Origin of the sequence: Nocardioides thalensis, from assembly GCF_013410655.1 — a bacterium.
GTDB lineage: Bacteria > Actinomycetota > Actinomycetes > Propionibacteriales > Nocardioidaceae > Nocardioides > Nocardioides thalensis.
Map to the genome: position 1 here is coordinate 1,994,169 of NZ_JACCFP010000001.1, position 25,945 is coordinate 2,020,113.

Consider the following 25,945-nt stretch of genomic DNA (forward strand, 5'->3'; position numbering starts at 1 on the left):
CGTGTGACTGGCGGGTTCCTGCGATTTACCAGCCCCGCTCGCGCCACTCCGCGAGGTGCGGGCGCTCCGAGCCGAGCGTCGAGTCGTCCCCGTGGCCGGGGTAGAACCAGGTGTCGTCGGGCAAGGCTCCGAAGAGCTTGGCCTCGACGTCGTCGATGAGGCTCGCGAACGCGTCGGCGTCGCCGAACGTGTTGCCGACGCCGCCGGGGAAGAGCGAGTCGCCGGTGAACAGGTGCGGCGAGCCCTCGGGGTCGCGGTAGAGCAGGCAGATCGAGCCGGGGGTGTGGCCGGTGACGCGGATGACCTCGAGCGTCGCGTTGCCCACGGTGACGGTGTCGCCGTCCTCGACGCGGCGGGTGACCTCGACACCGGTCTGGTCGGTGATGGCGTCGGCGTCCGGCGCGCCGGCGACGACCTCCGCGCCGGTGGCGCGCGCCACCTCGGAGAGCGCGCGGTGGTGGTCCCAGTGCTGGTGGGTGGTGACGATCGTCGCCAGGCCGTGGTCGCCGATCAGCGCCTCGAGCACGTCGGGCTCGTCGGCGGCGTCGACGAGCAGCTGCTCACCGGTCGCGCGGCACGCGAGCAGGTAGGCGTTGTTGGCCATCTTCTCGTCGACCGCGACCTTGGTGATCGTCAGGTGCGGGAGCTCGCGGACGTCTGCGGGTCCGCCGGGCTTCACCTCGCCGGTGTAGGTCATCGCCACCTCATCTCCATGGGCCCAGCGTAGGGAGCGGCCGGGTGGATGTCAGTCCCTCGCCCCCGCCGCGGCCGACCAGCCACCACGCGAGGTCGCCGGCGCCCCCGGCGACGCCTTGGCCGCCGCGGCCGAGCAGGAACGTGCGGTCGAGGTCGCGGGCGTGGAGCGTGAGGTCGACCTCGGGGGAGCGGTCGCGCGCCACCTGCTCGAGGAGGTACGTCGCGAACGGCGCGGGCCAGTCGGACGGCCGGTAGCCCACCAGCAGGTCGGCGTGGTGGATCTCGACCTCCCGCCACCGCATCTCGACCAGGTCGGGGGCGGCGATCTCGGGCCCGCCGGGGGTGCGCTCGATGGTGGCGAGCGCCTTCATCAGCCGGATCTCGCCGGCGAGCCGGAGGGCGGCCATCTGGTTGAACGCGGCCAGGTCTCCCGCGGAGCCGGTGGCGCGCTCCTCGATGTCGGCGTCGCGGACCTCCTGGGAGTCGTACATCGGGACCGGCTCTCCGGTGCGCGCCCCGCGTAGCGCGCGGGCCATGCCGTGTGCGTTGAGCGCCACGTGCGCCGCGACGTGCCCGCGGGTCCACCCGGGGAGTGCGCTGGGGGCACGGAGCTCGTCGTCGGTGAGCGCTCCGACGGTCTCCAGGTAGCGGGTGGTCGCCTCGAGCAGGGCCTCGATCGGGTTCACCGGGCCATCATCCTCCCCGGCCCGGGGGAGTGTGACGCAGGTCCTCCTCGCCGCGAAACGGGTGTTGTCGGCGCCCGTCCGTAGGGTTGGGGGCGTGCAAGACCAGCTGATCGTCCGGGGCGCCCGCGAGCACAACCTCAAGGACGTCTCGATCGACCTCCCGCGCGACTCCCTCATCGTCTTCACCGGCCTGTCGGGGAGCGGCAAGTCGAGCCTTGCGTTCGACACGATCTTCGCGGAGGGCCAGCGCCGCTACGTCGAGTCGCTGTCGGCGTACGCCCGCCAGTTCCTGGGGCAGATGGACAAGCCCGACGTCGACTTCATCGAGGGCCTGTCCCCGGCGGTGTCGATCGACCAGAAGTCGACCAGCAAGAACCCGCGGTCCACGGTCGGCACGATCACCGAGGTCTACGACTACCTCCGGCTGCTCTACGCCCGCGCCGGACGCCCGCACTGCCCGACGTGTGGTGCCCCGATCGAGCGGCAGACGCCGCAGCAGATCGTCGACCGGGTGCTCGCGCTCGAGGAGGGGCAGCGGTTCCAGGTCCTCGCGCCGGTGATCCGCGGCCGCAAGGGCGAGTACGTCGACCTGTTCAAGCAGCTCCAGGCGCAGGGCTTCTCCCGGGCTCGTGTCGACGGCGAGATCCACACCCTGGACTCCCCGCCCAAGCTCGACAAGAAGATCAAGCACACGATCGAGGTGGTCGTCGACCGCCTCAAGGTCGCCGAGTCGTCCAAGCGACGGCTCACCGACTCGGTCGAGACCGCCCTCGGGCTGTCCGGCGGCCTGGTGCTGCTCGACTTCGTCGACCTCGACCCCGCCGACCCCCACCGCGAGCACCGGTTCAGCGAGAAGATGGCGTGCCCCAACGAGCACCCCATCGACACCGACGAGCTCGAGCCCCGCTCGTTCTCGTTCAACAGCCCGTTCGGCGCGTGCCCGGCCTGCACCGGCCTCGGCACCCGGATGGAGGTCGACCCCGAGCTCGTCGTGCCCGACCCGACCGCGACCCTCGCCGAGGGAGCGCTGCAGCCCTGGAGCCACGCGCACGTCGCCGACTACTTCGGCAAGCTGCTCGTCGCGCTCGGCGAGGAGCTCGGCTTCGACGTCGACACCCCCTGGGAGCAGCTGCCCGCCAAGGCGCAGCGCGCCGTGCTCGACGGTCACCCGACCAAGGTCCACGTCGTCACCCGCAACCGCTACGGCCGCCAGCGGTCCTACTACGCCGAGTTCGAGGGCGTCCGGAAGTACGTCGAGCGCCGCCACCGCGAGGCCGAGAGCGACACGAGCCGCGAGCGGTTCGAGGGCTTCATGCGCGAGGTCCCGTGCCCGACGTGCGCCGGGTCGCGGCTCAAGCCGGTGTCCATGGCGGTCACGCTCGGCGCGAAGGACGCCGGCGGGCTCAACATCGCCGAGGTCTGCCGCCTCCCGATCAACGAGGCCTCCGACTACCTGCGCAACCTCGACCTGTCGGCGCGCGAGCGCCAGATCGGCGAGCGGGTGCTCAAGGAGATCCAGGAGCGCCTGCAGTTCCTGCTCGACGTCGGTCTCGACTACCTCAGCCTCGACCGGCCGTCGGGGTCGCTGTCCGGTGGCGAGGCGCAGCGGATCCGGCTCGCCACCCAGATCGGCGCCGGCCTCGTCGGCGTCCTCTACGTCCTCGACGAGCCGTCGATCGGCCTCCACCAGCGTGACAACCACCGGCTGATCGAGACCCTGGTGCGCCTCAAGGACCTCGGCAACACACTGATCGTCGTCGAGCACGACGAGGACACGATCAAGGTGGCCGACTGGATCGTCGACATCGGCCCCGGCGCCGGCGAGCACGGCGGCCAGGTCGTCCACTCCGGCCCGGTCGCCGACCTGCTGACCCACCCCGACTCGATGACGGGCCAGTACCTCTCGGGCAGGCGCGAGATCGCCGTACCCGCCGTCCGGCGGCCGCGCACGGTCGGCCGGGAGCTCAAGGTGGTCGGCGCGAAGGAGCACAACCTCCGCGGTATCGACGTCACGTTCCCGCTGGGGATGTTCGTGGCCGTCACGGGTGTCTCCGGGTCCGGCAAGTCGACCCTGGTCAACGACATCCTCTACACCTCGCTCGCGAAGCAGATCTACAACGCCCGCACCATCCCGGGGCGCCACCAGAAGATCACCGGGCTCGAGCACGTCGACAAGGTGATCCACGTCGACCAGGGGCCGATCGGCCGCACCCCGCGGTCCAACCCGGCGACCTACACGGGGGTCTTCGACCACATCCGCAAGCTGTTCGCGCAGACGCCCGAGGCGAAGATGCGCGGCTACCAGCAGGGCAGGTTCTCGTTCAACGTCAAGGGCGGTCGCTGCGAGGCGTGCGCCGGCGACGGCACGATCAAGATCGAGATGAACTTCCTGCCCGACGTCTACGTCCCGTGCGAGGTGTGCCACGGCGCGCGCTACAACCGCGAGACGCTCGAGGTCCACTACAAGGGCAAGACCATCGCCGAGGTCCTCGACATGCCGATCGAGGAGGCGCTCGACTTCTTCGCCGCCGTGCCGGCGATCGCGCGGCACATGAAGACCCTGGTGGAGGTGGGCCTCGGCTACGTGCGGCTCGGCCAGCCGGCCACCACGCTGTCGGGCGGCGAGGCGCAGCGGGTGAAGCTGTCGACCGAACTCCAGAAGCGGTCGACCGGCCGCACCCTCTACGTGCTCGACGAGCCGACGACCGGCCTGCACTTCGAGGACATCCGCAAGCTCCTCGGCGTGCTGTCGTCGCTCGTCGACAAGGGCAACACCGTGCTGGTGATCGAGCACAACCTCGACGTCATCAAGACCGCCGACTGGATCGTCGACATGGGCCCCGAGGGCGGCTCGCGCGGCGGCACGGTCGTCGCCGAGGGCACGCCGGAGGACGTCGCGGCCGTGCCCGGCAGCTACACGGGCCAGTTCCTCAAGCCGATGCTCGACGGCCGCGAGGCCGCGCAGCCGAAGCGCAGGCGCGCGGCGCCCGCCGATCCGGCGAAGCCGGCGGCCAAGAAGGCCGCAGCGAGGAAGACCGCCCCGGCCAAGAAGACCGCGGCCCGCAAGCGCGCCGCCTCGCGCTGACGAGCTCTCATCCAGCTCTCATTGCATTTTCAACTGCTCCGTCTACTCTCTGTCGCATGACAGCTCCGGTCAGCAGGCGGATCGTCTTCCAGGGTCTCGGCGCGCTCGGCGTGGCTGCCGCGCTGGCAGGCTGCGGCGGGTCGGACGACCCGGACACCGACGCGGGCACCGGCGGCGCCGACCCGCAGTCCAGCGGCGGCACGACCGACGAGCCCACGAGCGGCGGCGGGTCGGGGACCGGCGGCGCCGGTGGCGGCACCGAGCTGGCGACCACCGACGAGGTCCCCGTCGGCGGCGGCCTGATCCTCGGCGACGAGAAGATCGTCATCACCCAGCCGACCGAGGGCGACTTCAAGGCGTTCACGGCGGTGTGCACCCACCAGGGACTCACCGTCACGTCCGTCGAGGACGGCACCATCCACTGCGCCAACCACGGCAGCGCCTTCTCCGCCGAGACCGGTGACGTCGAGAACCCGCCTGCGGCCGCGCCGCTCGCGGAGGTGCAGATCACGGTCGAGGGCGACCGCATCCTCCTCGCCGCCTGACGGGCGTGGGACGGAGCGGTTCCGCCGCGGTCGTGGCGACCGCGCTCGTCGCGCTCTCGGCGTGCGGCACCGGTGACGACGAGTCGCCGGCGCCGGGTGCGCGCTCGCCCGACTCGTCGTCGGCCGCGCCGTCGGCCCGGCCGACCACGTCGTCGCCGACGACTGCGACGACTCCGACGACCGGGCCCACCGAGACGGCGACGCGCACACGAAGCCCCCGCCCGCCCCGCCGTTCTCCCGAGCCGGACCCGCGCTGGGCCTTCTACACCGACGACCGCACCCCGCAACGCTCGCCGTGGTACGCCGGCGCGCACCCCGTGATGATCCCGTTCGGCTGCACCCCGGCGCCGTACTACGACCCGGACCCCGCCTGCACCGACGGCCAGGGGTTCCACCACGGGATCGACGTCGCGATGCCGTGCGGCACGCCGCTCCTCGCCGCGCGCCCCGCCCAGGTGCTCGACAACGCGAGCCTCGGGTCGGCGTACGGCAGCAACCCGGTGCTGCTGCGGGTCGACGGCCAGGACGTCGTCATCGGCCACACGACCGAGGTGTACGTCGAGCCGGGAGAGACCGTGGCGCGCGGCGAGAGGTTCGCGCTGGCCGGCGACTCGGGCGCGCCGGACGGCTGCCACCTCCACTTCGAGGTGCGGCCCGCCGGGGGCAGCTACCTCGACGCCGTCGACCCGGCCTCCCTCCTCTCACTTCATGTCCGTGGCGGTCCGTAGGCTGGTGGCGTGCCCGACCCGCTGAGCTATCGCCCCAAGCCCGGGTCGATCCCGACCCAGCCGGGTGTCTACCGGTTCAAGGACCCGCGCGGGCGGGTGATCTACGTCGGCAAGGCGAAGAACCTGCGGGCGAGGCTGTCGTCGTACTTCCAGGACATCGCCGGGCTGCACCCGCGCACCGCGACGATGGTGACGACTGCGGGCAGCGTCGAGTGGACCGTCGTCAACACCGAGGTCGAGGCGCTCCAGCTGGAGTACTCCTGGATCAAGGAGTACGACCCGCGGTTCAACGTGAAGTACCGCGACGACAAGTCCTACCCGTGGCTCGCCGTCACCTACGGCGAGGAGTTCCCGCGGGTGATGGTCGGCCGCGGCGCCAAGCGGCGCGGCACCCGCTACTTCGGGCCCTACAGCCACGCGTGGGCGATCCGCGAGACCGTCGACATCCTGCTCCGGGTGTTTCCCATGCGCTCGTGCAGCAACGGCGTCTTCAAGCGGTCGCAGCAGATCGGACGGCCCTGCCTGCTGGGCTACATCGACAAGTGCGTGGCCCCGTGCGTCGGCAACGTGACCGAGCAGGAGCACCGCGCGATCGTCGACGACTTCTGTGAGTTCATGGCCGGCCGCACGCGGCCGTTCACGCGCCGGATCGAGCAGGAGATGTTCGCCGCGAGCGAGGCGCTCGACTTCGAGCGGGCGGCGCGACTGCGCGACGACCTGGCCGCGATGCAGAAGGCGCTCGAGAAGCAGGCGGTGGTGCTCGGCGACGGCGCCGACGCCGACGTGATCGCCCTCGCCGAGGACCCGCTCGAGGTGGCGGTCCAGATCTTCTACGTCCGCGGCGGCCGGATCCGCGGCCAGCGCGGTTGGGTCGCCGACCGCACCGACGAGGGGGGCACCGCCGACCTGGTCGCCGACTTCCTGCTCCAGCTCTACGGCGGCCTCGACCGCGACGAGGCGCGGGACGCGGTGCCCCGCGAGATCCTCGTGCCGGAGGTGCCGCCCGAGGCGGAGACGTTCGAGCAGCTGCTGACCGAGCTGCGCGGCGCCAAGGTCGCCATCCGGGTGCCGCAGCGCGGCGACAAGCGCACGCTCCAGGAGACCGTCGCCCGCAACGCAAAGGAATCGCTGGCCCTCCACAAGACCCGCCGCGCGAGCGACCTCACCACCCGCAACCGGGCGCTGTCGGAGATCGCCGAGGCGCTCGGGCTGTCCGAGGCGCCGTTGCGGATCGAGTGCTACGACGTGTCTCACATCCAGGGCACCGAGATCGTGGCGTCGATGGTGGTGTTCGAGGACGGCCTGGCGCGCAAGGGGGAGTACCGCCGGTTCGTGATCCGCGACCAGGAGGGCTCCGACGACGTCAAGGCCATGCACGAGGTGATCACCCGCAGGTTCAAGCGGCTGCTGGACGAGCAGTCCCGCTCGGAGCTGCGGCCGGGCGACCCGGAGGCGGGCACCGGCCCGATGCTGGTCGACCCCGACACCGGGCGGCCGCGCAAGTTCGCCTACGCGCCCGGACTGGTGGTCGTCGACGGCGGCGCGCCCCAGGTCGCGGCGGCCCAGCGGGCGCTCGACGAGCTCGGCATCGACGACATCCCCGTCTGCGGCCTGGCGAAGCGGCTCGAGGAGGTCTGGGTCCCCGGCGAGCCCGACCCGGTGATCCTGCCCCGCACGTCCGAGGGCCTCTACCTGCTCCAGCGGGTGCGCGACGAGGCCCACCGGTTCGCGATCGGCCACCACCGCTCGCGGCGCTCCAAGTCGATGGTCGAGAGCACCCTCGACGCGGTCCCGGGGCTCGGCGAGGTGCGGCGCCGTACCCTCCTGCGGCACTTCGGGTCGCTGAAGAAGCTGCGCGAGGCGAGCGTCGAGGAGATCGCCGAGGTGCCAGGGATCGGTCCCCGCACTGCGGCCGCGATCAAGGATGCGGTCGCGGCGTCCGACGCGACACGGAAGACTGCGGCACCATGAGCGACCACCCCTCGTCCGCCCGGAAGCCTGCCGGCGAGCTGGTGGTCGTCACCGGCATGACCGGCGCCGGGCGCAGCACCGCGGCCAAGGAGCTGGAGGATCTCGGCTTCTACGTCGTCGACAACCTCCCGCCGAGCCTGCTGCCCGACGTGGTGCGGCTCGTCGACGAGAGCCAGGGCCGGGCGCAGCGGATCGCCGTGGTGGTCGACGTCCGCTCGGGGTCGTTCTTCTCCGGCCTCCGCAGCACGCTCGCCCAGGGGACGACCGGCCGCGACGCGACGCTGGTGTTCCTCGACGCGACCGACGAGGTCCTCGTCCGCCGGCAGGAGGCGGCCCGCCGCCCGCATCCGTTGCAGCAGGGCGACCGGCTGATCGACGGGCTGGCGCGGGAGCGGAAGGTGCTCGGCGACCTGCGCAGCGAGGCCGACCTCGTGATCGACACCTCCAGCCTCAACGTGCACCAGCTGTGCGACCGGATCGCCGAGGCGTTCGGCACGCCGGAGACGACCCTGCTGCGGGTGAGCGTGATCAGCTTCGGCTTCAAGTACGGCATTCCGGTCGACGCCGACTACGTCGCCGACATGCGGTTCCTGCCCAACCCGCACTGGGTGCCCGAGCTGCGGCCCTACACCGGTCGCGACGCCTCCGTGTCCGACTTCGTCCTCGCCCAGCCCGGCGCCGCCGACTTCCTCGAGCGCTTCGTGCCGCTGCTGGGCAGCGTCGCCGACGGCTACCTGCGCGAGGGCAAGCGGTTCATGCGGGTGGCGATCGGCTGCACGGGCGGCAAGCATCGCAGCGTCGCGATGAGCGAGGAGATCGCGCGCCTTCTCCAGGACCGGGGGTACGTCGCCCGCGCCGTCCACCGCGACCTGGGGCGGGAATGAGCAGCGGCCAGAGGCAGCCGGCGAGCAAGGCCCCCGACCGGGCCCAGTCCGTGGTCGCCCTCGGTGGCGGCCACGGACTGCACGCCTCTCTCAGCGCGCTGCGGATGCTCGTCGACGACCTCACGGTCGACGAGCTCACCGCGGTGGTGACCGTGGCCGACAACGGCGGGTCCTCGGGCCGGCTGCGCGAGCAGTTCCGGGTGCTGCCGCCCGGCGACCTCAGGATGGCCCTCGCCGCGCTCTGCGGCGACGACGAGTGGGGCGACACCTGGGCGCGCGTGCTCCAGCACCGGTTCGCCGGCGACGGTGACATGCGCGGCCACGTCGTGGGCAACCTGCTCATCGTCGGCCTCTGGGAGCTGCTCGGCGACGAGGTCGATCCAGTCGACGCGCTCGACTGGGTCGGCCGGCTGCTGGGCGCGAAGGGCCGGGTGCTGCCGATGGCGCTCACGCCGATGGACATCACCGCCGACGTGCGCGGCCTGAAGGACAACCCCTACGAGCTGGTGACCGTGCGCGGCCAGGTGCAGGTGGCGACGACCGAGGGGGTGATCGCCGCGATCGCGCTCGACCCGCCCGACCCGGCGGTCAGCCCGGCCGTGCTCGAGGCGATCGCCGAGGCCGACTGGACCGTGCTCGGACCCGGGTCCTGGTTCACCTCGGTGATCCCGCACCTCATGGTCCCGCAGGTGCGCGACGCCCTCGTGGAGACCGACGCCCGCCTGATCGTCGTCCTCAACCTCGGCGAGCAGCCGGGGGAGACCCACGGCTTCGGGCCGGCCGACCACCTGGCGGTGCTCGCCGAGCATGCCCCGGACCTGGCGATCCACACCGTCATCGCCGACCGCGAGAGCGTCGGCGGCGACGTCGAGGACCTGCGCGCGCTCGTCGCCGCGCTCGGCGCCCGCCTGGTGCTCGACGACGTGGCGCTGGGCGACGGCACACCCCGGCACAGCCCGGCCAAGCTGGCGGCGGCGTACGCCCGCGTGATGGCCGAGGGGGACGGCTGAGGGTTGTTGACCCGCGTGGGAGGATTCCCTTCATGGCGATGACGGCGCAGGTGAAGGCGGAGCTCGCGAACACGTCGGTCACCAAGGCGTGCTGCCGCAAGGCCGAAGTGGCCTCGACGCTCCGGTTCGCCGGCGGGCTCCACATCGTCGCCGGACGCATCGTGGTGGAGGCCGAGCTCGACACCGGAGCGGCCGCGCGGCGGCTCCGCAGGGACATCGCCGAGATCTACGGTCAGTCGTCCGACGTCGTCATGGTCCAGGGCAACGGCATCCGCAAGGGCAGTCGCTACATCGTGCGCGTCGCGAAGGACGGAGAGGCGCTCGCACGCCAGACCGGCCTCCTCGACCAGCGCGGCCGCCCGGTGCGCGGCCTGCCGCCGGCAGTCGTCTCGGGCGGGGCGTGCGACGCGGTCGCCGCGTGGCGCGGCGCCTTCCTCGCCCACGGCTCGCTGACCGAGCCCGGCCGGTCCTCGTCGCTCGAGGTCACCTGCCCCGGCTCCGAGGCCGCGCTCGCCCTGGTGGGCGTGGCCCGCCGGCTCGGCATCCAGTCCAAGGCCCGCGAGGTCCGCGGCGTCGACCGGGTCGTGATCCGCGACGGCGACGCGATCGGCCAGCTGCTCACCCGGCTCGGCGCCCACGAGACCCTGATGGCCTGGGAGGAGCGGCGGATGCGGCGCGAGGTGCGCGCCACCGCCAACCGCCTCGCGAACTTCGACGACGCCAACCTGCGGCGCTCCGCGCGCGCCGCCGTCACGGCCGGCGCCCGCGTCGAGCGGGCGATGGAGATCCTCGCCGACGAGGTGCCCGACCACCTGCGGATGGCGGGCGAGCTGCGGCTCCAGCACAAGCAGGCCTCGCTGGAGGAGCTCGGGCAGCTGCACGACCCGGTGCTCACCAAGGACGCGATCGCGGGCCGGATCCGCCGCCTCCTCGCGATGGCCGACAAGCGCGCCGAGGAGCTCGGCATCCCCGACACCGAGGCGTCGCTGACGCCCGAGATGCTCGCCGAGGGCTGATCGCCGCGCTCCTCGGAGGCGTGACGCGGGTTACTCGCACGTACGGCGGGACGCGTCGCCGTACGGACAGACGCTGGCGGTAGGGTCGGAAACCGTGCCCGGTGACTGAACACCGGACATTCCGTCAAGGCGGGTGACCAAACGCCCACCACCGAGACAAGGAGCAACGCTGTGACCGTACGCGTAGGCATCAACGGATTCGGCCGGATCGGCCGCAACTTCTTCCGCGCGGTTCGCGCGAGTGGCCTGGACATCGAGATCGTCGGCGTCAACGACCTGACCGACAACGCCTCGCTCGCGCACCTGCTCAAGTTCGACTCGATCCTGGGCCGCCTCGACGGCGAGGTCTCGTCCACCGAGGACGCGATCATCGTCGACGGCAAGGAGATCCGCGCGTTCGCCGAGCGCGACCCCTCCGCCCTGAAGTGGGGCGAGCTGGGCGTCGACGTCGTCGTCGAGTCCACCGGCTTCTTCACCGACGCGACCAAGGCCAAGGCCCACGTCGACGCGGGCGCCAAGAAGGTCATCATCTCCGCGCCCGCCTCCAACGAGGACATCACGATCGTGATGGGCGTCAACCACGACCTCTACGACCCGGCCGCGCACACCGTCATCTCCAACGCGTCCTGCACGACCAACTGCCTCGCGCCGATGGCAAAGGCCCTCAACGACGGCCTCGGCATCAACAAGGGCCTGATGACGACCATCCACGCCTACACGGCCGACCAGAACCTGCAGGACAACATCCACAAGGACCCGCGTCGCGCCCGCGCCGCCGCCCTGAACATCGTCCCGACGTCGACCGGCGCCGCGAAGGCCATCGGCCTGGTGCTGCCGGAGCTCAAGGGCAAGCTCGACGGCTACGCGCTCCGCGTGCCCACCCCGACCGGGTCGCTCACCGACCTCTCCTTCGAAGCCTCTCGCGAGACCTCGGTCGAGGAGGTCAACGAGATCGTCAAGGCCGCTGCCGACGGCAAGATCCTGCGCTACTCGACCGACCCGATCGTCTCCTCGGACATCGTGACCGACTCCGCGTCGTGCATCTTCGACGCGCCGCTGACCAAGGTCATCGGCAACCAGGTCAAGGTCGCCGGCTGGTACGACAACGAGTGGGGCTACTCCAACCGCCTCGCCGACCTGATCGTCCACGTCGGCGCCTCCCTCTGACCGTGGGGCAGTACGCCGGGCTGGGCGAGGTCGCCGGGAAGCGCGTCCTCGTCCGGTCGGACCTCAACGTGCCCCTCGAGCAGCGCGAGGGCAGTGACCCGGTCATCACCGACGACGGCCGGATCCGGGCCAGCGTGCCGACCATCAAGGCACTCGCCGACGCCGGCGCGCGGGTCATCGTCACCGCGCACCTCGGTCGGCCGAAGGGCGAGCGGGACCCGCAGTACACGCTCGCCCCGGTCGCCGTACGCCTGGGCGAGCTGCTCGGTGCGCCCGTCGAGTTCGCGACCGACACCGTCGGCGAGTCGGCGCAGCAGGTCGTCGCCGGCCTGGCCGAAGGCCAGGTCGCGGTGCTGGAGAACGTGCGGTTCAACGCCGGGGAGACGTCGAAGGACGACGCCGAGCGCGGCGCGTTCGCCGACCAGCTCGCGGCGCTCGCCGACGCCTTCGTGTCCGACGGCTTCGGCGTCGTCCACCGCAAGCAGGCCAGCGTCTACGACGTCGCGCAGCGCCTGCCGCACGCGATGGGCGCGCTGGTGGCGGCCGAGGTCGACGTGCTGCGCCGCCTGACCGTCGACCCCGAGCGGCCCTACGTGGTCGTCCTCGGCGGCTCGAAGGTCTCCGACAAGCTCGGCGTCATCGACAACCTGCTCGGCAAGGCCGACAAGCTGCTGATCGGCGGCGGCATGGTGTTCACGTTCCTGAAGGCCCAGGGCCACGAGGTCGGCAAGAGCCTGCTGGAGGAGGACCAGGTCGACACCTGCGTCGAGTACCTCAAGCGCGCGCACGAGGCCGGCGTCGAGCTGGTGCTGCCCACCGACGTCGTCGTCGACACGGCGTTCCCGTCGGGCGACCGCACGCCGTCCCCGGAGGTCGTGCTGGCGGCCGAGATCCCGGCCGACGCGCTCGGGCTCGACATCGGCCCGGAGTCGACCGACGCGTTTGCCCGGGCGCTGGCCGACGCGCGGACGGTGTTCTGGAACGGCCCGATGGGCGTGTTCGAGGTCCCGGCGTTCGCCGAGGGCACCCGCGCGGTCGCCGAGGCGCTCACCAAGGTCAGTGCCGGCGGGGGCCTGACGGTCGTCGGCGGCGGTGACTCCGCGGCCGCCGTACGCACGCTCGGCTTCGACGAGGCCGCGTTCGGCCACATCTCCACCGGCGGCGGCGCCAGCCTGGAGTACCTGGAGGGCAAGGAACTGCCCGGCATCACCGTTCTGGAGGACTGAGAGTGGCCAGCAGCACGCGCACGCCGATCATGGCGGGCAACTGGAAGATGAACCTCAACCACCAGGAAGCGGTGGTGCTCGTCCAGAAGCTCGCCTGGACGCTGTCCGACAAGCGTCACGACTACGGGAAGGTCGAGGTCGTCGTGGTGCCGCCGTTCACCGACATCCGGTCCGTGCAGACGCTCGTCGACGGCGACCGGCTGTCGGTGAAGTACGGCGCGCAGGACGTGTCCGTGCACGAGAGCGGCGCCTACACGGGCGAGATCTCGGCCGGCATGCTCGCGAAGCTCGGCTGCTCCTACGTGGTCGTCGGTCACTCCGAGCGGCGTCAGTACCACGGGGAGACCGACGACCTGGTCGCCAAGAAGGGCAAGGCGGCGCTCAAGGCAGGCATCACGCCGATCGTGTGCGTCGGCGAGGGCCTGGAGATCCGCCAGCAGGGCACGCACGTCGAGCACTGCACGGCGCAGGTCGTCGGCTCGCTGGCCGGCTTCACCGAGAAGCAGGTCGCGAAGTCCGTCATCGCCTACGAGCCGGTCTGGGCGATCGGCACCGGTGAGGTCGCCACGCCCGACGACGCGCAGGAGGTGTGCGCGGCGATCCGCGCCCAGGTCCGGGAGTCGTACGGCGACGAGGCCGCGGACGCCGTACGCATCCAGTACGGCGGCTCGGTCAAGGCCGCGAACGTCGCCGGCATCATGGCGCAGGCCGACGTCGACGGCTGCCTGGTCGGCGGCGCGAGCCTGCAGGCCGACGAGTTCGGCGGCATCTGCCGGTTCTACGACATGCCAGTGCTGTCCTGATTCACCCGCTGACGTAGGATTCCCGACGTGCTGTCGACGCTTCTCACTGTCCTGCTCGTGATCACGAGCATGCTCATGATCCTCATGGTGCTCCTGCACAAGGGGCGCGGCGGCGGGCTCTCGGACATGTTCGGTGGCGGCGTCTCCAGCTCCCTGGGTGGCTCCTCCGTCGCCGAGCGCAACCTCGACCGGTTCACGGTCGGCATCGGCATCATCTGGTTCGCCTGCGTCATCGCCCTCGGGCTCCTGCTGGCCTACTGAACAACTAAGAGTCCCGTCCGGCCCTGGGCCGGCTTGAGGTGAGGAGAGTCCGTTGGCCGGTGGAGGCAACGCGATCCGAGGCAGCCGTGTCGGCGCCGGACCGATGGGTGAGGCCGAGCGGGGCGAGGCCGCGCCGCGCCAGGCGGTCACCTACTTCTGCGCCCACGGACACCGCTCCGTGATCACCTTCTCGGTCGAGGCGGCCGTGCCCGAGTCGTGGGACTGCCCCAAGTGCGGCCTCCCCGGCTCGCTCGACTCCGACAACCCGCCGCCGGCCCCGAAGATCGAGCCCTACAAGACCCACCTCGCCTACGTGAAGGAGCGCCGCTCCGACAAGGAGGCCCAGGTGATCCTCGACGAGGCCATCCAGCTCCTCCGCTCCCGCCGCAAGTCCGGCGAGATCATCTTCTGATCCACCGAGTCGTCAGAAGCTGGCCTGCGTAGAGGCGCGAGTCGGCAGAAGTTCGCACGCGTGGAGGCGCGAGTCGGCAGAAGTTCGCACGCGCACGGCGCCCAGTCGGCAGAAGTTCGCTCTAGGCGGGGAGCCGGATCCCAAACCGTCGGCGGGCCTCGGCGACGCTGGCAACCAGGATCTCCTGCGCGTTCTGCCGCTGGCCGAACAGGTTCTCCTTGCGCAGGGCCACCACGTGCCAGTTGCCTCGTTCCGACACGTCAGTACGGCGCCGCCGGTCGTGCTCGAGCTGCTCCGGGGTGTCGTGCCACTCGGCGCCGTCGTACTCCGCGCCGAATTGCAGCTCGGCGTTGCCGATGTCGAGGCGCGCGAGGAATTCGCCGTCGACCCAGACCTCGTACTGGGGGCACGGCTCGGGTAGGTGGGCCTCGATCCAGCGGAGTCGCAAGATCGACTCGGGCGGCGACTCAGCGCGGCCGTCGGCGTACGGCGCGACCGCGCGCAAGGTCGTGACCCACCGCATCCCGCGAAACCGCTCGATGCCGGCGAGGAACTCGTCCTTGGAGAATGCGCCGAGGCGGAGCAACTGGTCGATGGCGGCGAGGGAAGAGTCGGGCCAGCGGCTGCGACCCAGGTCCCATGCGGTGCGGATCGCCGTACTCACTCGAACCCCGTTGATCTCGACAACGTCGCCCGGGCGCAGGTTGCGCTCACCGCTGTCGCTGAGCTGGTTGCGCACCCGCCCGTGGCCGGAGGGCCGGAACACTGCGGTCGGGCGCAGCGCCAGGTGCTCACCGGGCGCAAGGACCATCTCGGCTCCATGCAGCCAGCCGGCGTGGCGGTCGACGACCACGGCGTCCTCGGGTACGACGAGCCGGAGGCACGCGCAACGCGTTTCGATCGTGTCGCCGATCTGCGCAACGAGATAGACCCCGCGGATCGGGTGCTGCAGGAGACCGTCGTCGACCAGCCTCTTCAGTTGTCGATAGCCCAGGCCTGCCTCGATGCGGGCGGTCGCTGCAGTGAACGGCCGGTCGAGCGGCAGGTTCGACGAGTCGTCGAGAAAGGCGATGCCCTCGAAATGCGGTTGTCGGGTCATGCAGAGGGGGTTCCATGACGGGCCGCGACCTAACCACCCGCTCGCGACACCTGTGGACAGCAGTCAGCAGGTCGCTCGGTCCACTGCGAGCTTCTGCCGACTCGGCGTCGTACGAGCGCGAACTTCTGCCGACTCGCGCCCTCTGGGCTGCGATCTTCTGCCGAGTCGGGGTTACAGGAGGGAGGCGGCGGCGGTGTCGAGGAACCAGATGGTCTCGGCCTGGCCGGTGACGCCGCGGGCGGGGGTCTCCTGGACCGAGCCGTCGTCGGCGAGGGCGCGGCGGACGGCGTCGGCCTTGCCGTCGCCGGACACGAGGAACCACACCGACGCGGCGGCGGACGTCGTCTCGAACGTCAGGGTGACCCGTTCCGGCGGCGGCTTCGGCGAGCCGGTGACGCCGGCGGTGGGGCCGGTGGCCGTCAGCTGCGGGAAGCCCGGGAACAGCGAGTTGACGTGGCCGTCGGGTCCCACGCCGAGCATCATCACGTCGAACCTGCCGGGCCAGTGCGCCCGCAGCTCCTCGGCGTAGCGGGCGGCGGCCTCGTCGACGTCGGCGGCGTCGGCGGTCGAGGGGAACTCGTGCACGTTGGCGTCGGGTACGCCGACCGCGTCGATGAACGCGGCGCGTGCCTGCCCGGCGTTCCGGTCGGGCGAGTCGGGGGCGACGAAGCGCTCGTCGCCGAACCAGACGTGCACCGCGCCCCAGTCGACGCCCGACGCGGGCGCGTGCCGCGCGACCTCCTCGTGGATCGCGACGGCGATCGTGCCGCCGGTGAGCGAGATGTGCGGGACGTGGCCGGCGGCCTGGGCGTCGGCGATCCGGTTGAGCAGCTCGCCCGCGACCGCGGTGGCGAGCAGCTCGGGGGAGTCGTGGACCTCGACGAGCGGGGCAGGGTCGGTCATCGGCGGCGGTGCTCCCGGTAGTAGCGGATGAGTGACTGCGTCGAGGCGTCCTGCTCGGCGAGGGCGCTCTCGTCACCGGACACGGCCGGCGTGACCTGCTGGGCGAGCTGCTTGCCGAGCTCGACCCCCCACTGGTCGAAGCTGTCGATGCCCCAGACGACGCCCTGGACGAACGTGATGTGCTCGTAGAGCGCGACCAGCTGCCCGAGCACCGACGGCGTGAGCGCGGGCGCCATGATCGACGTGGTCGGCCGGTTGCCGGTGAACACGCGCGCGGGCACCAGCTCCTCCGCGGTGCCCTCGGCGCGCACCTCGTCGGCCGTCTTGCCGAACGCGAGCGCCTTGGTCTGGGCGAAGAAGTTGGCCAGGAAGAGCTCGTGGACGTCGGTGTCGCCGTCGGCCAGCGGGTGGGCCGGGTTGGCGACCGCGATGAAGTCGGCGGGGATCAGCCGGGTGCCCTGGTGGATCAGCTGGTAGAACGCGTGCTGCCCGTTGGTGCCCTGCTCGCCCCAGAAGACCTCGCCGGTCTCGGAGGTGACTGGCGTGCCGTCCCACCGCACGCCCTTGCCGTTGGACTCCATCGTGAGCTGCTGGAGGTACGCCGGGAAGCGGTGCAGCGCCTGCGCGTAGGGGAGGACGGCGTGGGTGTGCGCTCCGAGGAAGTTGACGTACCAGACGTTGAGCAGACCCATCAGCAGCGGCACGTTGTGCTCGGCGTCCGCCGTACGGAAGTGCTCGTCCATCGCGTGGAAGCCGGCCAGCAGCTCGGAGAACCGCTCCGGACCGATCGCGATGACCAGGGACAGCCCGATCGCGGAGTCGACCGAGTAGCGGCCGCCCACCCAGTCCCAGAACCCGAACGCGTTGGCCGGGTCGATGCCGAACGCCTCGACCTTGTCGAGCGCCGTCGACACCGCGACGAAGTGCCGCTTGACCGCGTCGGCGCGGTCGGCGCCGGGCAGCCCGTCCAGCAGCCACTCGCGGCACAGCCGCGCGTTGGTCAGCGTCTCGAGCGTGCCGAACGTCTTGCTCGCCACGATGAACAACGTCGTCGCGGGGTCGAGCCCGGCCAGGGTGACCGCGGTGTCGGCCGGGTCGATGTTGCTGATGAACCGGCACTCCAGGCCGTCCTGGACGTACGGCTCGAGCGACTCGTAGGCCATCACCGGCCCGAGGTCGGAGCCGCCGATGCCGATGTTGACCACCGTGCGGATCCGCTCGCCGGTGGCGCCCCGCCACGCGCCGGACCGCACCTCGTCGGCGAACCCGTACATCCGCTGCAGCACCTCGTGGACGCCGGCGACGACATCAGCCCCGTCGACCTCCAGTACGGCGCCCGCCGGCTTGCGCAGGGCGGTGTGCAGCACCGCGCGGTCCTCGGTCACGTTGATGTGCTCACCCGCGAACATCGCGTCGCGCCGGCCTGCAAGCCCGACCTGGTCAGCAAGGTCGCGGAGCGCCCGCCAGATCTCGGGGCTGACCAGGTTCTTCGACAGGTCGACGAACAGGTCCCCGGCGGTGAGCGAGGACCGCTCCACCCACTCGCGGTCGGCGAGCTGCGCCCGGAGGTCGGGGGAGAAGCCGTCTGCGAGGGCCCGGAGCGTCGCCCAGGCCTCGGTGGTGGTGGCGTCGACCGGTGGGTTCGACCCGCCCATCTCTGCGCGCCGACCTCAGGAGGCGGCCGCGGCCATCTGGCCCTTGACCGTCTCGACCAGCTCGATCCAGGACGCCTTGAACTTGTCGACGCCCTCCGACTCGAGCACGAGGAAGACGTCGTCGAGGTCGACACCGACGGCGGCCAGCTGGTCGAACAGCTCCTGCGCCTCCTGGGCACGGCCGGTCACCATGTCGCCGTTGACCTCGCCGTGGTCGGCGAAGGCCTCCAGCGTCTTCTCCGGCATCGTGTTGACGGTGTCGGCGACGACGAGGTCGGTGACGTAGAGGGTGTCGGGGTACTCGGGGTTCTTGACGCCGGTCGAGGCCCACAGCGGACGCTGCACGTTGGCGCCCTTGCCCTTGAGCGCCTGCCACCGGTCGGACGAGAAGACCTCCTCGAACGCCGCGTAGGCGAGCCGGGCGTTGGCGACCGCGGCCTTGCCGCGCAGGCCGAGCGCCTCGTCGCTGCCGATCTTCTCCAGCCGCGCGTCGATCTCGGTGTCGACGCGGGACACGAAGAACGACGCCACCGAGCGGATGGTCGACAGGTCGATGCCCGCGTCGGCGGCCTGCTCCAGGCCGGCGAGGTAGGCGTCCATGACGGCGCGGTAGCGCTCGGTGGAGAAGATCAGCGTCACGTTGACCGAGATGCCCGAGCCGATGGCCTCGGTGATGGCCGGCAGGCCCTCGAGCGTCGCCGGGATCTTGATCAGCGCGTTCGGGCGGTCCACCGCGGTCCACAGCGCCTTGGCCGAGGCGATGGTGCCGGGGGTGTCGTTGGCCAGGGTCGGCTCCACCTCGATCGAGACCCGGCCGTCGTCCTTGGTGGACGCCGAGACCGGAGCGAGGATGTCGCAGGCGTTGCGCACGTCGTCGGTGGTGAGCTCGAAGATCACCTTGTCGACGTCGGCCCCGTCGGCCACCAGCTTGCGCACCTGCGCGTCGTAGCGCTCGCCGTTGCTGATGGCGGAGGCGAAGATCGTCGGGTTGGTGGTCACGCCGACCACCGACTTCTGGTCGACGAGCTCGGCGAGGTTGCCGGTCTCGATCCGCTCGCGGGACAGGTCGTCCAGCCAGATGGACACACCGGCGTCGGCCAGTGCCTTCAAACGATCACTCATCGGGTTCTCCTTCGGATCGGTCTGGTGACTGGGTCTCGTGACGGCCGGTGCGGCCTCCTCGACCAACGTGCTACTTCGCGGCCGCCTCGATGCTGTCCTTCGCCGCCTGCGCGACGGCCTCGGGGGTGAACCCGAACTCGGTGAAGATCCGCGCGCCGTCGGCCGAGGCGCCGTAGTGCTCGAGGCTGACCATCCGGCCGGCGTCGCCGACGTACTCGCGCCAGCCCAAGCGCAGGCCCGCCTCGACGCTCACCCGCGCCTTGACCGTCGGCGGCAGCACCTCGTCGCGGTAGGCCTGGCTCTGCTGCTCGAACCACTCGATCGAGGGCATCGAGACGACCCGGGCGTTGATGCCGTCGGCCGCGAGCAGCTCACGGGCCTTGACCGCCAGCTGCACCTCGGAGCCGGTGCCGATGAGGATGACGTCGGGCTCGCCGCCGTCGGCCTCGAGCAGGACGTAGCCGCCCTTGCCGACGTTGTCGGTGGTGGCGAACCCGTCGGTGCCGCGCGGGAACGTCGGCACGTTCTGCCGGCTGAGGATCAGGCCGGCCGGGCGGTCGGAGTTCTTGAGGACCTGCAGCCACGCGGCAGCGGTCTCGTTGGCGTCGGCCGGTCGTACGACGTCGAGGCCGGGGATCGCGCGCAGCGCCCAGAGGTGCTCGACCGGCTGGTGGGTCGGGCCGTCCTCGCCGAGGCCGATGGAGTCGTGCGTCCAGACGTAGATGACCGGCGCCTGCATCAGCGCGCCGACGCGTACGGCGCCGCGCATGTAGTCGGAGAACGTGAGGAACGTGCCGCCGAAGACGCGGGTGCCGCCGTGGACGGCGATGCCGTTCATCATCGCACCCATGCCGTGCTCGCGGATGCCGAAGTGGAGGACCCGGCCCTGGTAGGGGTCGCCCTCCCACTCCTCGACCGAGCGGTCCTTCGGCAGGAAGGACTTGGCGTCCTTGATGGTCGTGTTGTTGGAGCCGGCGAGGTCGGCCGAGCCGCCCCACAGCTCGGGCATGACGGGCGCGATCGCGTTGATGACCTTGCCGGACGCGGCACGGGTGGCGACGCCCTTGGCGTCGGCCTCGAACACCGGCAACGCGGCCTCGAGGCCCTCGGGCACGGCGCGCTGCTTCATCCGCTGCAGGATCGCGAGCTGCTCCGGGTGCGACGACGCCCAGGCGTCGTACTGCTCGTCCCACTCGGCGCGGAGCGCCTTGCCGCGCTCGACGAGCCCGCGGGTGTGGGTGATCACGTCGTCGGGCACCGCGAAGGTCTGCGCCGGGTCGAAGCCGAGCACCTCCTTGGTCGCCGCGACCTCCTCCTCGCCGAGCGCCGAGCCGTGGGCGGCCTCGGTGTTCTGCGCGTTGGGAGCGGGCCAGGCGATGACGGTCTTGAGGACGATCATCGACGGCCGGTCGGTGACCGCGGCGGCCGCCTTGATCGCCTCGTAGAGCGCCGGCACGTCCTCCTCGTAGTTGGCGAGGTCGCTGTGGTTGGTGCCGGTCCAGTCGACCTCCTGCACGTGCCAGCCGTAGGCCTCGTAGCGCTGGGCGACGTCCTCGTTGAGCGCGATCAGGGTGTCGCCCTCGATCGAGATGCGGTTGGCGTCGTAGATGACGGTCAGGTTGCCGAGCCGCTGCGTGCCGGCGATCGACGAGGCCTCGCTGCTGACGCCCTCCTCGAGGTCGCCGTCGGACGCGATGCAGTAGACGTGGTGGTCGAAGATCGAGTCGCGGTCGGCCGCGTCGGGGTCGAGGATGCCGCGCTCGCGACGAGCGGCCATCGCCATGCCGACGGCGTTGGAGATGCCCTGGCCGAGCGGGCCCGTCGTCACCTCGACGCCCGCGGTGTGGCCGTGCTCGGGGTGGCCGGGGGTCTTGGAGCCCCAGGTGCGCAGCGACTTGAGGTCGTCGAGCTCGAGGCCGAAGCCGCCGAGGTAGAGCTGCGTGTAGAGCGTGATCGAGCTGTGGCCGGCGCTGAGGACGAACCGGTCGCGCGCCATCCAGTCGGGGTCGGCCGGGTCGTGGCGCATGACCTTCTGGAAGAGCAGGTACGCCGCGGGCGCGAGGCTCATCGCGGTGCCCGGGTGCCCGTTGCCGACCTTCTGGACGGCGTCCATCGCGAGGACCCGAGCGGTGTCGACCGCCTTGTCGTCGAGGTCGGTCCACTCCAGGCTGGGAAGCTCGTTAGTCACACGGCCGAGCCTACTCAGTGGCCGAGCGGACTCGATACCCGCGTCGGACCGGTGGACCGTTACACTCAGGGGCGCCCGACCGCCCTGTGCACTCCGCACCGTGAGGAACTCCGTGACCTACGTCGACCCTGCCGTGCCCGCTGCTGAGCAGCCGGTGACGCCGGTCACTGACGGGGTCCGGGCGGAGCCTTCGGGGCAGCCGGACGGCCGGGCGACGGCCCGCGACGTCGTGATGGCCTACGTCGGGCTCACCAAGCCGCGGGTGATCGAGCTCCTGCTCCTCACCACCGTGCCGGTGATGTTCTTCGCCGCGAAGGGCGTGCCGGACCTGTGGCTGGTGGTGGCGACCGTCATCGGCGGCACGCTGTCGGCCGGCTCCGCGTCGGTCTTCAACTGCGTCTACGACCGCGACATCGACGAGCAGATGCGCCGCACCCGCCGGCGCGCGCTGCCGCGCCACATCGTCACGCCCGGCGCGGCGCTGGTGTTCGGCACCGTGCTCGGCGTCGTGTCGACGGTCGTGCTCTGGGCGTGGGTCAACCCGCTGTCGGCGGTGCTCTCCGTCTCGGCCAACGCGTTCTACGTGTTCGTCTACACGATGCTGCTGAAACGCCGTACGACCCAGAACATCGTCTGGGGCGGCATCGCCGGCTGCTTCCCGGCGCTGATCGGCTGGACCGCCGTCACCAACGAGCTCTCGTGGGTGCCCATCGTGCTGTTCGCCGTGGTGTTCTTCTGGACGCCGCCGCACACCTGGGCCCTGGCGCTGCGCTACCGCGAGGACTACGCCCAGGTCGACGTGCCGATGCTCCCGGTGGTGAAGTCGGCCCACAACGTGGCGGTCCAGATCGTCCTCTACAGCTGGGTCATGGTCGCGACGTCGCTGCTGCTGTGGCCGGTCGCCGGCACCGGCCCGGTCTACCCGATCGTGGCCGTCGCGCTCGGCGCGGTCTTCCTGGTGCAGGCCCACCAGATGGAGCGGCGCGCCGCCCGGTCCGACGACCTGTCGGTGATCCGGCCGATGCACCTGTTCCACAGCAGCAACCTCTACCTCTCGCTGCTGTTCGTCGCGGTCGCTATCGACCCGCTTCTTCGCTGACGCGCCAGCGCTCCACGCGCAGCGCCGCGGAGCCCGCGATCGCCAGGAGGTTGTCGCGCACGTCCGCCTGGGTCTGCCACGACCGGTTGTCCCAGTGCTCGCCGGAGAGGTCGTCGCCGCCGTACAGCACCTGCGCCAGCGCCAGTCCGCGGAAGCGCGCTACCGCCGCCAGGGCGGAGGCCTCCATCTCGACGGTCAGGCAGCCCTCCTCCCGCCGCGCCGCGATCTTGGCGTGCGTCTCGCGGTACGGCGCGTCGGTGGTCCAGGTCGGCCCGGCGGCGTAGGGCACTTCGTGCTCGGTGAGCGTCTCCTCCAGGATCGCCGTGGCGGGCGCGTGCGCCTCGACGTACCGCGAGGCGGGCAGGTAGTGGAACGAGGTGCCCTCGTCGCGGAGGGCCGAGGTCACGACGGCCAGGTGCCCGAGCGGCAGGTCGCTCCGCAGAGCGCCGGCGCCCCCGCACGCCACGAACGATCGGCACCCCATCGCGATGACCTGCTCCAACAGCGCGCCGGCCAGCGGGGCGCCGACGCCTGACTGGAGGATCGCCAGCCGCTCACCCTCGTGCTCGACCTCCAGGAGCGGGTGCGGGCCGTCCTCCCAGCGGTTCTCGTTGATCACGCGGGCACGGCCGTCGTCGAGGAGCCGCTGCACGGCGTCGCCGAAGAACGTGATGACGCACGCCTGGGGGACGTCCAGCGGCCGGATCTGCTCGCTGGGCTCGATGTAGGCGCGGGGTGCCTCGTCGTGCTCGAAGAGCGGGTGGCGGAAGGCGGAGTCGTCGGGCACAGGGCCAGTGTTCAGGGAGCGGTTGCGGTCGGCACACGATTTTCCCGGCCGCTCAGCACGACCCAGGTGATCGCGGCCGACGTGAGTGCCGCGCCGAGCATGTGCACGGCGACCAGGGTCTCGGGCAGGTCGGTGAAGTACTGCCAGAAGCCGACCACGCCCTGCGCCAGCTCGAGTCCGAGCAGAGCCGCACCCGTCGTCGTGAGCGCCCGGTTGCCGGCGCGCCGCGCGATCACGACCAGCGCCAAGGTGAGCGCCACCAGCACGTAGACCGCCCACGCGTGGACGTGCGACATGACCTGCGGGTCGAGCCCGGTGCGCTTGGACTCGAGGTCGCCGGAGTGCGGGCCGGAGCCGGTCACGACCGTCCCGAGGTAGAGCACGACCCAGCCGACGGCGAACGTCGCCCAGGTCAGCGCCCGGGTGCGCGGTCCAGCCCCATCCCGCGGGTCCGCGAGCAGGTGGTCGAGCAGCACCACGCAGAGCGCGATGATCACCATCGACGACAGGAAGTGGAACGAGACGACCCACGGGTTCAGGTCCGTCAGGACGGTGATCCCGCCGATCACGGCCTGAGCGGGGATGTAGAGGCCGATCAGCAGCGTGAGCAGCCGCGCCCGCCGGTCGCCGCTGCGCCACGCGGCGACGAACGCCAGCACCGCGATCGCACCGACCGCGAAGGTCACCATCCGGTTGCCGAACTCGATGGCACCGTGCAGCCCGAGCTCGCCGTGCGCCACGTAGGACTCGTCGGTGCACTTCGGCCACGTCGGGCAGCCGAGCCCCGACCCGGTCAGCCGTACGGCGCCGCCGGTCACGACGATCGCCACGTTGGCGACGAGGTTGGCCCATGCCAACGGGACCAGGTACTTCCTCACGCTCACTCCCACTTGAACCATCGTGCGGTGGCGGCCGAGCCGGCGACCGCCCAGACAGCGAGCACCCCGAGGTCGCGCCACGGCACGGAGCCGTCGCAGACCGCGCGCGCGGCCTCGCCGAGCGCCCCCGACGGCAGCCACTGCACCACGTCGCCGAGGCCGCCGTACGCGCTGATCGGGAGGATGACCGCGCCGCCGGCCATGAGCAGCAGGTAGACGAGGTTCGCCGCCGCGAGGGTCGCCTCCGCGCGCAGGGTGCCGGCGAGCAGCATGCCGAGCGACGCGAAGGCCGCGGTGCCGACCACCGTCGTCAGCAGCACGCCGACCACCGAGATCGACGGCGACCAGCCGAGCACGAGGCCCACGGTGGCGATCACCGCGAACTGCAGCACCTCGACGACCAGCAGCGCGCCGACCTTGCCGGCGAGCAGGCCGGTGCGGGACAGGGGAGAGGCGCCGAGCCGCTTGAGCAGGCCGTAGCGGCGCTCGAACCCGGTCGCGATCGCCAACGAGGTGAACGCGGTCGACATCACCGCCAGCGCGAGCACGCCCGGCGTCAGCACGTCGACGGCCGGGCCGTCCAGCTCCAGGCCGACCCGCTCCGCGCCGCGGACGGCGCCGACGAGCACGATGACCGGGATCACGACGGCGAGCAGCAGCTGCTCGCCGTTCCGGAGCATGAGCCGCGCCTCCATCGAGGCCTGGGCGAGCACCTGCCGGGCCAGGGGAGCGGCGCCGGGCGCCGGCGCGAACGTGCCGCTCACCGCGCGTCCTCCCGCGACTCGGATGTCAGCTCGAGGAACACGTCCTCGAGGTTGCGCTGACCCAGCGTCAGCGACTCGGGCAGCACGTCGTGGTCCTCGCACCAGCGCGAGACGGTGGCGAGCGTGGAGCCGTCGGCCGGTCCGGAGACCTGGAGGGAGAGGGCGTCGAGCACGGTCAGCTCGGTGGTCTCCCCGAGGGCCGCGGCGAGCGCCTCGGGTGCACCGGACGGGAACGGCTGGGTGACGACGATCCGGATCGTCGCGACGGTGCCGCCCCGGGTGAGCTCGAGAGGCGAGCCGCTCGCCACCAGTCGGCCGTGGTCGAGGATGTGCACCTTGTCCGCCAGGCGCTCGGCCTCCTCGAGGTAGTGCGTCGTCAGCACGACGGTCACGCCGTCGCCGCGCAGCTCCTCGAGCAGCTCCCACACGTCCCGGCGGATCTGCGGGTCCATGCCCGCGGTCGGCTCGTCGACGAACACCAGCTCCGGCCGCCCGACGAGCGCCATCGCGAGGCCCAGCCGCTGCTGCTGGCCCCCCGAGAGCCGCCGGTACGGCGTCCGCGCGCACTCGTGGAGGCTCAGCCGCTCCATCAGCAGGCCGGTGTCGAGCGGTCGCGCGTGCAGGCGGGAGAGGTGCCGCAGCATCTCCGGCGGCTTCGAGCCGCTCCACGCGCCTCCGGACTGGAGCATCACGCCGATCCGCGGCACCAGCGCCTGCCGGTCGCGCACCGGGTCGAGGCCGAGCACGCGCACCGAGCCGGCCTGCGGCCGGCGGTAGCCCTCGCAGGTCTCCAGCGTGGTGGTCTTCCCGGCGCCGTTCGGGCCGAGCACGGCGGTGATCGTGTGCCGCTCCACCTCGAGGGAGAGCCCGTCGACGGCCACCTTGTCGCCGTACCTCATCGCCAAGCCGTCGACCCGGACAGCGGGTTCGGCGGGCGATGCGGGCACCGCAGAATCGTCT

At 71.6% G+C, this 25,945-nt stretch carries 24 protein-coding genes; 13 read left to right on the plus strand and 11 right to left on the minus strand.

Annotated features, from left to right (window positions below; translation table 11 throughout):
* Positions 1-25: 25 nt before the first annotated feature.
* Positions 26-697 (minus strand): MBL fold metallo-hydrolase, encoded by a 672-nt coding sequence (locus HNR19_RS09810; protein WP_179667750.1) that lies wholly within the window; start codon positions 695-697, stop codon positions 26-28.
* 7 nt (positions 698-704) lie between these two features.
* Positions 705-1,382, minus strand: coding sequence for a maleylpyruvate isomerase family mycothiol-dependent enzyme (locus tag HNR19_RS09815; protein WP_179667751.1), 678 nt, complete (start codon positions 1,380-1,382; stop codon positions 705-707).
* A 94-nt stretch (positions 1,383-1,476) separates the two neighbouring features.
* On the opposite strand from HNR19_RS09815, the gene uvrA reads away from it, so the two are divergent.
* The 12 genes from uvrA to HNR19_RS09875 all read left to right on the plus strand — a co-directional run bounded on the left by uvrA (position 1,477) and on the right by HNR19_RS09875 (position 14,490).
* Complete coding sequence (gene uvrA / locus HNR19_RS09820) at positions 1,477-4,467, plus strand: excinuclease ABC subunit UvrA (RefSeq protein ID WP_179667752.1); 2,991 nt, start codon at positions 1,477-1,479, stop codon at positions 4,465-4,467.
* Positions 4,468-4,523: 56 nt separating this feature from the next.
* The gene (locus HNR19_RS09825) at positions 4,524-5,012 is read left to right on the plus strand and encodes a Rieske (2Fe-2S) protein (protein ID WP_179667753.1); all 489 of its coding nucleotides are present in this window, start codon (positions 4,524-4,526) and stop codon (positions 5,010-5,012) included.
* Between the two features lie 5 nt (positions 5,013-5,017).
* Positions 5,018-5,740, plus strand: a complete 723-nt coding sequence (locus HNR19_RS23490) for a peptidoglycan DD-metalloendopeptidase family protein (RefSeq protein WP_179667754.1) — start codon at positions 5,018-5,020, stop codon at positions 5,738-5,740.
* A gap of 9 nt (positions 5,741-5,749) precedes the next feature.
* Positions 5,750-7,711: an excinuclease ABC subunit UvrC gene (gene uvrC / locus HNR19_RS09835; RefSeq protein WP_179667755.1), complete on the plus strand. Its 1,962-nt coding sequence runs from the start codon at positions 5,750-5,752 to the stop codon at positions 7,709-7,711.
* Entirely contained in the window at positions 7,708-8,595 is an 888-nt protein-coding gene (gene rapZ / locus HNR19_RS09840; RefSeq protein WP_179667756.1) for an RNase adapter RapZ, read from the plus strand. The genes uvrC and rapZ overlap by 4 nt, the downstream gene beginning before the upstream one ends.
* On the plus strand, positions 8,592-9,605 hold the full coding sequence (locus HNR19_RS09845) for a gluconeogenesis factor YvcK family protein (RefSeq protein ID WP_179667757.1): 1,014 nt from the start codon (positions 8,592-8,594) through the stop codon (positions 9,603-9,605). Before rapZ ends, HNR19_RS09845 begins: the two co-directional genes overlap by 4 nt.
* 32 nt (positions 9,606-9,637) lie before the next feature.
* Complete coding sequence (gene whiA / locus HNR19_RS09850; protein WP_179667758.1) at positions 9,638-10,621, plus strand: DNA-binding protein WhiA; 984 nt, start codon at positions 9,638-9,640, stop codon at positions 10,619-10,621.
* 171 nt (positions 10,622-10,792) lie between these two features.
* Complete coding sequence (gap, locus tag HNR19_RS09855) at positions 10,793-11,788, plus strand: type I glyceraldehyde-3-phosphate dehydrogenase (protein WP_179667759.1); 996 nt, start codon at positions 10,793-10,795, stop codon at positions 11,786-11,788.
* Between the two features lie 2 nt (positions 11,789-11,790).
* Positions 11,791-13,014: a phosphoglycerate kinase gene (locus tag HNR19_RS09860; protein ID WP_179667760.1), complete on the plus strand. Its 1,224-nt coding sequence runs from the start codon at positions 11,791-11,793 to the stop codon at positions 13,012-13,014.
* Between the two features lie 29 nt (positions 13,015-13,043).
* Entirely contained in the window at positions 13,044-13,817 is a 774-nt protein-coding gene (gene tpiA / locus HNR19_RS09865; RefSeq protein ID WP_179670184.1) for a triose-phosphate isomerase, read from the plus strand.
* Positions 13,818-13,847: 30 nt separating this feature from the next.
* Positions 13,848-14,078: a preprotein translocase subunit SecG gene (secG, locus tag HNR19_RS09870; RefSeq protein WP_179670185.1), complete on the plus strand. Its 231-nt coding sequence runs from the start codon at positions 13,848-13,850 to the stop codon at positions 14,076-14,078.
* A gap of 52 nt (positions 14,079-14,130) precedes the next feature.
* Complete coding sequence (locus HNR19_RS09875; RefSeq protein WP_179667761.1) at positions 14,131-14,490, plus strand: RNA polymerase-binding protein RbpA; 360 nt, start codon at positions 14,131-14,133, stop codon at positions 14,488-14,490.
* Between the two features lie 121 nt (positions 14,491-14,611).
* Here HNR19_RS09875 and HNR19_RS09880 read toward each other — a convergent pair whose 3' ends face one another.
* The 5 genes from HNR19_RS09880 to tkt all read right to left on the minus strand — a co-directional run bounded on the left by HNR19_RS09880 (position 14,612) and on the right by tkt (position 21,382).
* On the minus strand, positions 14,612-15,589 hold the full coding sequence (locus HNR19_RS09880; RefSeq protein ID WP_179667762.1) for a hypothetical protein: 978 nt from the start codon (positions 15,587-15,589) through the stop codon (positions 14,612-14,614).
* Between the two features lie 171 nt (positions 15,590-15,760).
* Positions 15,761-16,492, minus strand: coding sequence for a 6-phosphogluconolactonase (gene pgl, locus HNR19_RS09885; protein WP_179667763.1), 732 nt, complete (start codon positions 16,490-16,492; stop codon positions 15,761-15,763).
* Entirely contained in the window at positions 16,489-18,147 is a 1,659-nt protein-coding gene (gene pgi, locus HNR19_RS09890) for a glucose-6-phosphate isomerase (protein WP_179667764.1), read from the minus strand. The genes pgl and pgi overlap by 4 nt, the downstream gene beginning before the upstream one ends.
* Positions 18,148-18,162: 15 nt before the next feature.
* Positions 18,163-19,269 (minus strand): transaldolase, encoded by a 1,107-nt coding sequence (tal, locus tag HNR19_RS09895; RefSeq protein ID WP_179667765.1) that lies wholly within the window; start codon positions 19,267-19,269, stop codon positions 18,163-18,165.
* 70 nt (positions 19,270-19,339) lie between these two features.
* Positions 19,340-21,382 carry a transketolase gene (gene tkt, locus HNR19_RS09900; RefSeq protein ID WP_246304470.1) on the minus strand — a complete coding sequence of 681 codons (2,043 nt, stop codon included), beginning with the start codon at positions 21,380-21,382 and terminating at the stop codon, positions 19,340-19,342.
* A gap of 175 nt (positions 21,383-21,557) precedes the next feature.
* Between tkt and HNR19_RS09905 the strand changes: the two genes are divergently transcribed.
* The gene (locus HNR19_RS09905; RefSeq protein ID WP_179667767.1) at positions 21,558-22,556 is read left to right on the plus strand and encodes a heme o synthase; all 999 of its coding nucleotides are present in this window, start codon (positions 21,558-21,560) and stop codon (positions 22,554-22,556) included.
* On the opposite strand, the gene HNR19_RS09910 is transcribed toward HNR19_RS09905, so the two are convergent.
* Genes HNR19_RS09910 through HNR19_RS09925 form a run of 4 tightly spaced genes read right to left on the minus strand, consistent with a single transcriptional unit; the run spans position 22,534 to position 25,932 of the window.
* A complete protein-coding gene (locus HNR19_RS09910) occupies positions 22,534-23,343 on the minus strand; it encodes a phosphorylase family protein (RefSeq protein ID WP_179667768.1) in 810 nt (269 codons plus the stop codon). The genes HNR19_RS09905 and HNR19_RS09910 overlap by 23 nt on opposite strands.
* Positions 23,344-23,354: 11 nt before the next feature.
* The gene (locus tag HNR19_RS09915; protein ID WP_343047130.1) at positions 23,355-24,221 is read right to left on the minus strand and encodes a COX15/CtaA family protein; all 867 of its coding nucleotides are present in this window, start codon (positions 24,219-24,221) and stop codon (positions 23,355-23,357) included.
* 2 nt (positions 24,222-24,223) lie between these two features.
* Complete coding sequence (locus tag HNR19_RS09920) at positions 24,224-24,985, minus strand: ABC transporter permease (protein ID WP_343047131.1); 762 nt, start codon at positions 24,983-24,985, stop codon at positions 24,224-24,226.
* Positions 24,982-25,932 carry an ABC transporter ATP-binding protein gene (locus HNR19_RS09925; RefSeq protein ID WP_343047132.1) on the minus strand — a complete coding sequence of 317 codons (951 nt, stop codon included), beginning with the start codon at positions 25,930-25,932 and terminating at the stop codon, positions 24,982-24,984. The genes HNR19_RS09920 and HNR19_RS09925 overlap by 4 nt, the downstream gene beginning before the upstream one ends.
* Positions 25,933-25,945 lie beyond the last annotated feature (13 nt).